7 protein-coding genes and 1 pseudogene are annotated in these 11,317 nt (G+C 67.0%); 2 read left to right on the forward strand and 6 right to left on the reverse strand.

The window, feature by feature from the left end; translation table 11 throughout:
• A pseudogene (locus ACHQ4I_RS09055) lies at nt 1-1,152 on the forward strand (hypothetical protein); the annotation flags it as partial.
• Between the two features lie 343 nt (nt 1,153-1,495).
• Here ACHQ4I_RS09055 and ACHQ4I_RS09060 read toward each other — a convergent pair.
• From ACHQ4I_RS09060 to ACHQ4I_RS09070, 3 genes are all read right to left on the reverse strand, one after another.
• Nucleotides 1,496-3,814, reverse strand: a complete 2,319-nt coding sequence (locus tag ACHQ4I_RS09060) for a hypothetical protein (RefSeq protein ID WP_420771245.1) — start codon at nt 3,812-3,814, stop codon at nt 1,496-1,498.
• An 8-nt stretch (nt 3,815-3,822) separates the two neighbouring features.
• Complete coding sequence (locus tag ACHQ4I_RS09065; protein WP_420771246.1) at nt 3,823-5,727, reverse strand: type VII secretion target; 1,905 nt, start codon at nt 5,725-5,727, stop codon at nt 3,823-3,825.
• A 97-nt stretch (nt 5,728-5,824) separates the two neighbouring features.
• Nucleotides 5,825-7,723: a type VII secretion target gene (locus ACHQ4I_RS09070; protein WP_420771247.1), complete on the reverse strand. Its 1,899-nt coding sequence runs from the start codon at nt 7,721-7,723 to the stop codon at nt 5,825-5,827.
• A gap of 107 nt (nt 7,724-7,830) precedes the next feature.
• Between ACHQ4I_RS09070 and ACHQ4I_RS09075 the strand changes: the two genes are divergently transcribed.
• Complete coding sequence (locus ACHQ4I_RS09075) at nt 7,831-7,962, forward strand: hypothetical protein (RefSeq protein ID WP_420771248.1); 132 nt, start codon at nt 7,831-7,833, stop codon at nt 7,960-7,962.
• On the opposite strand, the gene ACHQ4I_RS09080 is transcribed toward ACHQ4I_RS09075, so the two are convergent.
• Genes ACHQ4I_RS09080 through ACHQ4I_RS09090 form a run of 3 tightly spaced genes read right to left on the reverse strand, consistent with a single transcriptional unit; the run spans nt 7,959 to nt 11,305 of the window.
• Entirely contained in the window at nt 7,959-8,429 is a 471-nt protein-coding gene (locus ACHQ4I_RS09080) for a YbaB/EbfC family nucleoid-associated protein (protein WP_420771249.1), read from the reverse strand. The two genes, ACHQ4I_RS09075 and ACHQ4I_RS09080, sit on opposite strands and share 4 nt — an antisense overlap.
• Nucleotides 8,430-8,442: 13 nt before the next feature.
• Complete coding sequence (locus ACHQ4I_RS09085) at nt 8,443-10,980, reverse strand: hypothetical protein (protein WP_420771250.1); 2,538 nt, start codon at nt 10,978-10,980, stop codon at nt 8,443-8,445.
• Between the two features lie 7 nt (nt 10,981-10,987).
• Nucleotides 10,988-11,305 (reverse strand): hypothetical protein, encoded by a 318-nt coding sequence (locus ACHQ4I_RS09090; RefSeq protein WP_420771251.1) that lies wholly within the window; start codon nt 11,303-11,305, stop codon nt 10,988-10,990.
• Nucleotides 11,306-11,317: the final 12 nt, after the last annotated feature.

The raw sequence follows: 11,317 nt of genomic DNA on the forward strand, positions 1-11,317 counted from the left end.
GACCCAGCGCACCCCACAGACCCAGCGCACCCCACAGACCCAGCGCACCCCACAGACCCAGCGCACCCCACAGAGCCGGCGCACCCAGCTCCGCCAGGCACCCCTACGCACCCGACACCGCCCGGCAAGACCAAACCGAGCCCCGACCCCGAGGCCAAGACCGGTCACTACTGGACCGTGCGGCTGACCCGCCCACCGGGCGCGTCGACCGGTCTGAAGGCTTTCATCTCGATGGCCGAAGCCGAAATACAAACCGCGGTAGACCTTATGGGCCGTGGCACGACCAAGCCGCCGCCCAATGTGGACGACCTGTTGAAGCCGGTCATCTACGAAAGCCTCGGCCAGAGCATGACCGCCGAGCAGTACGAGGCGGCGCTGTCCAAGGTCGAGACCACGCAGACCGCGCTGCTGACCATGGACAAAAAGGTGATGAAGACCGCGATCGTGATCTCGGCCGAGAACGATCGAACACTGCGCGACATCAAGACCACGGTCAAGGACCTGAATATCAAACTCGCCGCCGTCGGGTCCGGAAAGTTGAAGCCCGCACAGGAAGTGGCACTCATGAAAGCCATTGCCGCCGCGGTGGAGGATGTCTACGAGAAGGTCACCACCGTCGCCGACAAGAATGCGGATCTCGCCGGTGATTCCGGCGACTCCGGTTCCGGTAAGGGCGGCTCCGGTGGTGGCGGCGGGGGCGACTCCGGCGCTGGCGGATTGGCCTCGATGGTGCAGGGGCTCGCATCGATTCTGCCGATGATGGCGATGGCGGCCGCGCCGATTGCCCAAGAGTTGTTGCAGCAGCACGACGATAAGGACAAGGACAAAGACAAACCCGCCGAGGGCGGGCAGCAGCCCCAGAACGGACAACCACCGCAGGACGCACCGCCCGGTGCCGCCCCCGTGCCGGGCGGTCCCGCCCCGACACCAGCCCCGGGACAGCCCGCGGCCCCCGGGGCCCCCGCACCGGCGGATCCGAACGCGCCCGCATCGGCTGCGCCCGCATCGAACGCACCTGTGGTTCCGGCCCGCGCGAATGTCCGGCGCTCGACCACTCGGCCACCCGGAACGACTCCGAACGCGGCGAATGCGGAAGAGGTCGCCGATACCGAAGAGACGGACGAGTCCGATACGGCTGTTGTAGAGGCATAGTCGTCGAATCGGCCCGGCCACCGGTTATCCGGACGGCCGGGCCGATGCACGTCTCGGCGGGTGCGTTCATACATCCGCGTCTGTTATTCCGCCAGATCCGCAATGCGCACCTTCAGCGGCGCCGGATCCGCATGTTCGGTGTTCGTCGCCAATGGCAGCGTCCTGGTTCGGCGGCGCGTGGCGCTACCCGGCACCTAATGCCCGGCGAATCAGCTGTGGCCGATGCCTACTAGTGCCGCGTCCAAATACCTTCTGCCGAATGGAGAATTTCGCCGAGCGTCGTCAAATGGTGGTCGCCCACGCCACATTCGACGGCCATATCACTACGCTCGGCGAGCAGCGATCAGGTCGCGGCGGGTGCCGCCACGGTGGGCGGTGCCGCGGGTGCGGTCGGCGGTGCCGTCACCGCCCCGGGCGCGGCGGGAGTGCTCGCCTGCTGGATACCAGTGCCATTCACGTCGGCGCCGCTGGGATGGAGAAAACCGGCGAAGGCGCCGTAACCACTCGGCGGCTGGTGGGTGTCGAGCTTGACGAGCTCTCCGTTGACGATGATGTGCGGTTCCTGGCCTTGCATGACCACCAGCGCGGACCGATTATTCGTGAACTCCACGACGTCGCCGGTGTGCAGCTCCGAGCTGCCGACCGTTGTCCACTGGCTACCCGGATATGCGGCCTTTCCGTTGCTGCCGTTCGGATTGTTGAATTCCTGGTTCACCGCTTGGGCAACTGAGGAGGTCACCTTCTGATTGGAACCGTCGGGCAGCCTCATATCGACCATGGCACCACCCCCGACAATGGCTGGCGGGGTCGTCGCCGTGGCGGAGACCACGCCGGTCTGCGTCATCGACAGCGGGTTGGCGGCCGCGGCCTGCGCCGCCTGCACGGTCTGCGCCGCGCGCTCGTCACCCGTCCGGTACCGGTCACGGTTGCGGGAACCGTGTTCGGAGTCCCGACTGTGGTCCTTGCTCTTGTCCTTGGTCAGGCTCTGCAGCAGATTCATCATCTGCATCTGCTGCATCATGCTCGCGAACGAATTGCCCTGATTCGCGTTGGCGGCACCGCTGTTGGATCCACCGCCGCTGGATCCGCCGCTGGTCCTGTTGGCAGACGGTTTCGCCGTTGCCAAGATTTTATCTTTCGCCGCACTGATCATGGACAGGGCCGCGGCATTCGGATTGGCCGATCCGCCTGTTGTGGTGGTCTGCGCGGTGCCCGCCGTATCGTTGGCACCGCCCTTCTCGCCGCCGGTCAGCAGGTCTTTGAAACTGCCGCTCCAGTCGGTGGGAATCGCATTGTTTTCGGCATTGCTGTTGTTGTTATTATTGTTGTTGTCGTTATTACTATTATTATTGTTGTTATTTTTCTGTCCGGCGGCCACCCCGGCCTCGTACCCAGCCTTGTACCCGGCCTCCTTACCTTTCTTGTATTCGGGCGATTCCTTGCCTGCCTCATCTTCGTTTTCCGACATTTTCTGTTTCGCGTCGTCGACGATTTTGTCGACCGCCTGAACGGTCTTGTCGATCGTGTCGATCAGCCTGGTCTCGACGCCTGGAATAATGCGGGTTTGATGCTTGTCGTCGGACGGTACATGCGCCCAGGTATACGGCGAAACGCCTTCCGGCCTGTCGATGAGGACGGTCTCGACTTGCGTCTTGGGATCGACCGCGCGCAGCTGTCTATCGAGTTCTTCGTAATCGGTCATTATTTTTTTGAATGCAGCGCTGTTGACCTGCTCGGTATCCTTGGCGATCGACCGAATCTTCTCGTCCAGGTCTTTGAAGTGGACTTTGGTGCGAGTGTCGTAATCGAGATACGACTCGTTGTAGGACAGGGTCAGGGAGGAGGTGTTCTCCTTGTCGGCCAATCCGTGATTGTGCAGCCAGTCCCCGACATCCTTGGCCAATTCGGCCCGCCCCTTTGCAAAGCAGTCCACCTGCAGCTGCAGTGCCTTCTGCCCTTCGTCGATCGCTTTGCGCAATTTCAGCGTCTCCTCGGGCGGGTGGTACAGCAGTATCAGCTCCGCATGTGGGGTGTCGCCCGCCTCGCGCAGGACCTTGACCACCTCTTTGGTCTTGGGGTCGATGAGTTTGACACTGCCGTCTTTCTCGAGCTGGACGTCGTAAATCGCGTTCTTCAACAGGTCTGCGGCGTCGGATCCGGCATACCCCCACAGCTCATTGCCATTCGTCTTATTGGTGAGAATGAGCTTGTTGTCCTTGTCGAGCGTCAGCGTGTAATCACCGTTGGTGATCGAACTGCGCGCATTGCCGTCGGTGACATCCTTGGATCCCGGTGCAGCCAGCTTCTCCCCGGCCAGCAAGTGGTCGGCAGGGCGGTCCTTGACAGCAGGAAGCTTGTTCTCGTCGACAGGCTTCGGCGTCGGCGGATCGAAACCAGTGATCTTTTGATCAGATATCTTTCCGGAAGATTCTTTGGTGACGTGGGCATCTGTGCTGATCCTTGGATCGTCTTTGCTGATGTCATGCAGATTTCCATCCGCGTCGACGACTTTTCGATCATAGTATTGTATAGGCTTTTTTTCTTTACCGTCGTAATAGAACAGCCCCATTTTATCGGGCTGCTCCATGTAGTAGTAGCCTTTTTTATCTGGCCAGGCGTGTTCCCACTTGCCATTGATGTACTGCCAATACCCGCCGCTCATGGCACCTCTCACCCCTGCCGATTGATATCGGACGATACGACACGTTCATTCGGTTCCGCGCTGATCCGGCGCAGGTCGACGGGCCGTTCATATCGACCGCTTTCCGGCGCGCTCACCACCGTGCGTGCAGCCGCGAACACCGGATGCTCCACCACCTGCTCATGTGCGTACACCGCGTCGCGCACCTGCTGCCAGCCGGTGTCGCCCTCCAGCAGGAGCACCAATTCGGTGCACCGGCGTTGGAAGACGAGAGCACGCAGGGCATCGGCACCGTCAGCAACGCGCAGGTCGCCGACACCAACGTGGGCGACGTCGACCCGGCGGGTCAGCAGGCTCGCCGCGAGCAACTCGTCGGCGTCACGCAGTTCGTGCCACCACAGCGGTGGCACCTCCTGCCCGGCCTGCACAATCGCCAGAATCCGGTCCCGCAACCGCGCCATCTCGGCCGCCTCGACCGGAGCGGGCCCAGTGCGGGCCAGGCGCATGTGCGCGTCAGCGGCCAACTCCACACAGCGGTCGCGCAACTGCGCATCGGGCAGGGCTACAACGGGATCGAGGTCAGCGCCGGATCCGGTCAGCTCCAGCCGATCGACAGTGCCCGCATCGGGCATCCGCAGATCGATATCGCCCACGGGGGCGATCAGGCCCTCGGTCGCGACGTCGCCGAGTTGGGCACGCAGACGCGGATCGATCGGACCGGATGAAACCAACGCGGTGATCGCGGCGCCGGCCCTCGGCCCCCACACCCGGCCGAACTCCACCAACACCCGGGCCGGATCGGCGATCCCCTCCCAGACGGCGGACACCTGTCCGGTTCCGTTGTCGAGCATCTCGTCCCACAACCATGGGGTGGACACCTGACTCGGCAGGAACAGTCCCGCCGGGAGCCACCCACGGCCCTCGTTGGTGGTGATGAACACGCCCGCGCCGGACGGGCCGCGCAGTACCGCCACCGCCCACGACACACCGACCACGGTCGATTCCGTCGCGGCCAGCACGGCGGCAAGGAGAGTGCGCGCGATCCCCAGGTCGTCGTTCACCGGTTCGCTCACCACGCGTGAGGAGTCGGCAGCGTGTTCGGGGGCTGCGTGTGGAATCGGCGGCGCGGCGGCGGTTGAGGATCCGCTGTAGCTGGGCGGTGTGGTCGTCGCCGGCGCGCTGACCGGTGCGGACGGGCCGACACCAGGGCTGGGCGGACTACTCAGAGACGGCGCCGCCGTTACTGCCGGCGCAACCACAGCCGGCCGAGGCGGGGCGGCAGCGGCAGGTCCCGCCGCAGCGGCCGGGGGTGGCGGCGCAACACTTCCATTCGACGCCGGTGGCGCCGGAACGACGGGGACCGCCGGAACGCCGGGAACCGCGGGGATGAACGGAACGCCCGCAGCCGGCGGGGTGTCTTCAGTGGGGACATCCGGCGGCGGTGCGGCCGGACCAGAGTCCACTGGTCCGGGCCCTGCCGGGCCGGGCCCCGCCGGCCCCGGACCTGCCGGGCCGGGCCCATCGGGGGCAGGTCCGGCCGGACCCGGATCTACCGGGCTGGGCCACGCGGGACCAGGCCCCGCCGGACCAGGGCCGCCCGGTGGCGGCGAGGAGACATCTGGACCGAATTGCACCTGGCTGGTTTGCCGGGCGCCACGTTGGTCCCCCTCTTCGTACGAGGCGGCGGCCGCACGCAAATTCCGTGCCGCGCGTTCGTGTTCCCCGGCCATCGTGTTGCCCGCGCGCTCCCTGGCGTCGTAATAGCGCTCCATCGCCCGGTGCACCGGGGCGGCAATCGAACCGTAGTTGTGCAGAAATCCGCTCAGCCAGTCCTCGGGCCGTTTGGCCCAACGCCGGGTCCGGTCCGCGGCCTCCTCTTGTTCGGCGGCCAACCGACGCAACACGTCGGCGTTCATGTCCAAACGGTCCGGCATTTGTCAGACGATCCTTTCCTCTCCGCCTTTCCAACCTCCAGGAGTGCGCTGACGGCCTGGCCGCGCAATCTGTACCTTCTTCACCGATCCGTCACGGTTACTCCGGGGTGATGCGCGGTGCGAGGTCAACCGGCGGCGCGACTACCGCACCACTGGGCGGACCGGCGGTGACGGCCGGAGCCGAGACCGCGCCAGGGACGACCGCCGGGCGAGCGGGCCGGTCGACTTCCGCGGCGGAGACGGCGGCCGGAACCTCCACGAACTGTGGATGTTCCACGATCTGCTCATGCGCGTAGACGGCGTCGCGCAGGGTCTGCCGGGTCGGCTCATCCGCCAGCAGCAAGACCAATTCGTTGCACCGGCGCTCGAACACCATGGCGCGCAGATCCGATACCTCGCTGTCGAGGCGCAGTTCACCCAATCCGACCCGGCCGACATCGACCCGACGGGACAGCATTTCGGCGGCGAGCAGATCATCGGCGTCGCGCAGTTGGTCCCACAGTTGGCGCGGGACCGGCTGTCCGGCTTCGACCAACCGCAGGATCTGTTGCCGCACCGGACGCGAGGTAGCGGAGACCGGCGTCTGCACCGACCGCCCCACCCGCGCGTCGGCATCCACCGCCAGTTCCACGCAGCGCGCCCGCACTTGCGAATCCGCCACCTGCGCAACCTGTTCCAGCGCCGTGACGGAGCCGGTCAGGCCGAGCCGGTCGGCCGAGCCGGGATTGAACTCGCGCAGATCGACGTCGTAGGCGGGACCGACGAGCCCCTCCATCGCGACATCGCTGAGCTGCGACCGCAGGCCCGGATCGATCGGTCCGGAGGACACCAGCGCCGACAGCCGCGCATTGGCCTTGGGTCCCCAGGACAGCCCGAATTCCACCAGCACGCGTGCCGGATCGGAGACGCCTTCCCATGGCGATCCGGCGCCGTCACTGCCGAGCAGCTCATCCCATAGCCACGGCGTGGACACCTCCCTCGGCAGGAAGACCCCGGCGGGCAACCACCCACGGCCCTCGTTCGAGGTGATGAACACACCCGTGCCCGCTGGGCCGCGCATCACCGCCACCGCCCATGCGGTGCCCATCGCCGATTCGGCGGCCGCCAGGACACTGCTCAGCAGGGTCCGGGCGAGCACCAGATCGTCGTTCACCGCATCGCCGACCACGTAGGCGGGTTCGGCCTCCTTCTCCTTGTTCGCGGCGACCGCCGCCGCGAACGGCGTCTGCATCGGCACCGGCATCGGCATCCCATCGGCCGTCGGGCCAGCAGGCGGCGGCGCGGACTGACCGTCCGACGACCCGCTGTACACCGGTCCGGCACCGGGGCCGGGCCCGAACGGACCGGGGGTCACCGATCCGGGCGGCGGCACTACGCCGCTGCCGACGGGCGCTGTCGTCGAAGACGAGGTGGCGCCGCTGCCGACCGCCGAACTCGTCGCATCGGTCGAACCGGGCGGCAGCACCGAACCGGCCGGACCGCCGTGCGCGGCCGCGGCGGCGGTATCGGGCGCCGTGCCGTTGGGACCCACTTGGATCGACGGAGTTTCGGAGGTGGGTCCACCGCCGGGCCCGCCGGGACCACCACCGGGTCCACCGGGCTGGGGTGTGAACGGACCAGGGCCGCTCGGACCCGACGGAGGGCCGGAAGGACCACCACCGGGCGGCGGCGACTGCAGGTGACTGATGTCCTGCCCGTCCCGGAGAAGGTGCGAGGCCATCTCGTGGTCTGCGGCCTCGTAGGCGTCCGCCGACTCGCGCAGCGACCTCGCGGTGTATTCGTGTTCGGCGGCGAGGGCATTACCGGCACGCTCGCGGGCCGCGTAATACCGCACCAGCGCCTCGTGAACCGGAGCCGCGATCGAGCCATACGTCGACGGGAACGCCGCCAGCCAGTCGACCGGCTGCTTCGACCATGCGCGAGTGTCGATGGCGACCTGGTCGTGTTGGAGGGCCAACTGCCGCAGCACCTGAGGGTCTATCTCCATCTGGGGCATGCCGTTCTCAGTCCTTTCCCTCCACCGACCTCCCCATTGTCGATCCTTCCCATCATTGGGGACTGCTCGAGCGGATCTGGCGGCATGGCGGGTCGCGGAATTCGCAAGTGCGCATGGCCGCGTTGCGCACCGAATCGGACCGGCCCGGATTGATCACGAATATTCGTGGCTACGGCTACCGGTGGCGGCCGGATCCGTACGAGGCTGCGGCCGCGGCGAATATGCTGCGCGCGGTCTAGGTTTCGGCCTCGGTATCCACGAGCTGGGCACCGGTTCGATCGGCCGTCGGATTGCTCGCGTCGATGCGCGTCCGGATATCGCGCAGACTGCTCGCTTCCTCGACGATATCGGATAGCGCTGCCGCGCCATCGAATTCGGCGGTGATCGGGGCGAGTAGCGCCTCGCTCTGCTGTTGCGCCGACAGTGCCGCCGCCTGTGCGGTTTCGGTGATGGATCGCCCGAGGTCCTCAGGGGTGCGGCGCAGCGCGGCCGCGGTCAGCGTTACCTCGGCGAGCACACCGCGTGCGTCCACCGTCACCTGCACCAGCTGGTCCGGTGAACCCGCTTGCACGCGTAAGGTTTCCAACTGCCGACGGACGGCGTTCAGCTGGGTCTGATGCTGTTCGAAGGTGTCGAGGATATGGTCCACCTGATTGCGCAGTCCATGGTTGGCCGAGCGCAGACCATCTTCTTCCCACCGGTCCATGCGGATCTCCTTCCTACTGCGTCGGTCCTGCGGAGATGGCAGAGCGTCGCCGTTCCCCCGCGGGGGGAGGGGTTTGCGCGAAGAGCGGATGGTCCACCAGTTGACCGTGCGCGTACATCGCATCGCGCAGGCGCTGGCGGCTCGACTCCTCGGCGAGCAACAACACCAGTTCATTGCAGCGCCGTTCGAAGACCATCGATCGCAGTGTGGCCGCGTCGGAGCGACCGTCGGAGTGTTCGGATCGCAACTCCCCCAGCGCCACTCGCGAAACATCGGCACGCAGCGTCAGCATGGACGCCGCGAGCAGATCATCGACGTCGCGCAGCTCGTCCCACCACTGCTGCACCACCGCCGTACCACGCCGGATCGCGACCAGAATCCGCTCGCGCAGCTGCGGCGCGCCCAGCGATGCCGCCGCACCCACCTGCGACTTCCCGAGTCGCACATGCGCATCCGACGCCAGCTCGCTGCAGCGGCCGAAGATCTGCGCAACGGGCACCCCGGAGACGCGCTCCAGCATCTGCGGCGCGGCCACCAGACCCAACCGATCCACCAGACCCGCGCCCGGCGATCCGAGATCCATCGCGGTCGAGGCCGCCACCTCACCCGCCATCGGCACATCCCCCAACTGTCTACCCAACTCGGGGTCGATCGGTTGCGAGGAGGCCAGCGCCGACAGCCGGGCACCGGATTTGCGACCCCACGCCAAGCCGAATTCGACCAACACCCGCGCCGGGTCCGCGATGCCTTCCCATGCGGCGCCCTCGGATTCGGACCACTGCCACGGTGTCGATATCTCGCGCGGCAGGAAGAGCCCGGCGGGAATCCAGCCGCGCCCCTCATTCGATGTCACGAAGGCGCTCACCCCGCCGGTGTGGCGCAGAATCGATACCGCCCACGACAACGCCACCGTCGACGGACCGACGGCCGCCAACACTCCGCCGAGAATGGTGCGTGCCAGTACCAGGTCGCCATCGACGCGTTCGCCGAGCACGAAAGCCGGTGCGGCCGCCGATAACATCGCCGCCCCGACCGCATCGCGGATCAGCTCATCGCTGCCACCGGTATCGCCACGACCGGTATTCGGCCGGGCCGTTTCGGATTCGGTATTTCGCTGCGGCACTGGCAGTTTGGGCGGTGTGGGCGAGGTGCCACCCGAATTGCCCGATGCCGCAACGACTTTCGGCGGACCGGCCGCCGCCGACCTCGAATCTGTGACCGGAGTCCGCGAATCCGGCACGGCACCGCGCCCATCGGACATCGAGACGGGCTGGCGAGTCTGCGACGAGGGTGCGGACACCGCCGAGCCGGTGGGCGCGGATGCCGACGAGATCGGACCCGCCGCCGCGGCGGTCGGTGCCGGGGCCGCGGCAGCACCACCCATGAACATCGGGGGCGCGAACGGTGACTGACCGTCCGAGACCGCGTCGGCCGCAATGGTTTGCGCCGATGGCGACGCGGTGTCGGACGAACCACCCGCCCCGCGTGCGCTCGACACATGCGCACTCGCGTCGCTCGTCGCACCGCCATCGGCCGGATCGGTCGACGCGTGGCCGGTGGACATGCGGGGCGAACCCCCCGCCGTCGACGCCTCGTGCCCCGCACCCGACGTGGCGGTGGGCGAATAGTTCACGGGGGCAACGCCGTCGGTGGACGAAGCAGGAGCCGGTCCGTGCACTGTGGCGGTCGGTGCCACGACGGTCGGCCCCGGCGTCGGCCGAGGATCGCGCACATGCTCCGGTTCGGTTCCGACCGGAGCCGGACCGGTCGGCTCCGGCAACATGGGGCCCAGATGCGGATCCGGATCCAGTGGTGGGGGCAGACCCGGCAGCGGCGCATCGGGACGATGAACTCCCGGATGCCGCGCGTCGGGACGGTGCTCGCCCGGATAGTGCTCGCCCGGATGGTGCTGCGCGCCCGGATGATGGCCATCGGGTCGGTGCCTGCGGCCCGGCGCGCCTTGATCACCGGAAGGTCCGGCCTCCCACGGACCCGGCTGCCCCAGCTCATCGGCGATCCGTTGCAGCCAGGGCAGACCGGTCGGGCTTATGTTCTGCAGCGCGCTGCGCACGACATCCTCGACCTCAGCCTTCGCCTCGGCGACGAAGTGGTCGATTCGCCGCTGAATCCGCACCTGGCGCTCCTCGGCATCCTCCTGGTCAGCGCCGTCCTGACCGTCGTCGTTGCCGGCCTTGGACACGGCCTCGATCTGGCGAGTGGCCCGCTCGACGATGTTGAGAATATGGTCCCTGGTCCGGCGGACCACATCGGCGAATTCCCGGAAGGTGTCGGCCGCGGCGTTCAGCGCGTCGGCGAAAGCCCGTGGATGCCATTGCTGGGCCCGCATCTGGTCCTTGATGGACTGCAGACCGACACTCGCCCGCACGGTGTCCTCGAAGCCGCGCCGCGCTCGGTCGAGGCTGTCGAGGTCGAGGGCGTCAGCCCCGTCGCGTGCCGTCGTCTCCAGTGCGTTCCAGTCGCCTGGTGAGATCACCGGCCAGTTCTTACCGACAATGTCTTCCCAGTAGGGACTTTCGCGCTCCGGGTGCATCCGGCGGTCAGATCGATTCTGCGGATCGGTCGATCTGCAGCGCACCGGCGATATCGCCGCCGCTGATCGCGTCGACGATCTCCTTGGCATCGACCAGGGTCGACTCGGCCTTACGACCGCTGGCGGCCAGTGCGTGCAGGACGGTGGTCTTGAGCCAGTCCAGCTTTTGGGCGTGTCCCTGATCGAGCGGCGACTCGGGAGACCGCGGCAGCACCAGTTCGCCGACCGTCCCCCCGACGCTGGCGACGAACGCACCAGCCGTACCGGCGTAGTGGCCGACCGCCGCGATCACGTCGTTCGGCGCATCCATATCCAGATTGCTCATATCGAAATTCCT

Origin of the sequence: Nocardia nepalensis (assembly GCF_048910785.1) — a bacterium.
GTDB lineage: Bacteria > Actinomycetota > Actinomycetes > Mycobacteriales > Mycobacteriaceae > Nocardia > Nocardia nepalensis.

Coding starts and splice junctions, on each gene's coding strand:
- ACHQ4I_RS09060 (WP_420771245.1), bottom strand. CDS start 3,814: ATGAGCGGCGGGTATTGGCAGTACATCAATGGCAAGTGGGAACACGCC.
- ACHQ4I_RS09065 (WP_420771246.1), bottom strand. CDS start 5,727: ATGCCGGACCGTTTGGACATGAACGCCGACGTGTTGCGTCGGTTGGCC.
- ACHQ4I_RS09070 (WP_420771247.1), bottom strand. CDS start 7,723: ATGCCCCAGATGGAGATAGACCCTCAGGTGCTGCGGCAGTTGGCCCTC.
- ACHQ4I_RS09080 (WP_420771249.1), bottom strand. CDS start 8,429: ATGGACCGGTGGGAAGAAGATGGTCTGCGCTCGGCCAACCATGGACTG.
- ACHQ4I_RS09085 (WP_420771250.1), bottom strand. CDS start 10,980: ATGCACCCGGAGCGCGAAAGTCCCTACTGGGAAGACATTGTCGGTAAG.
- ACHQ4I_RS09090 (WP_420771251.1), bottom strand. CDS start 11,305: ATGAGCAATCTGGATATGGATGCGCCGAACGACGTGATCGCGGCGGTC.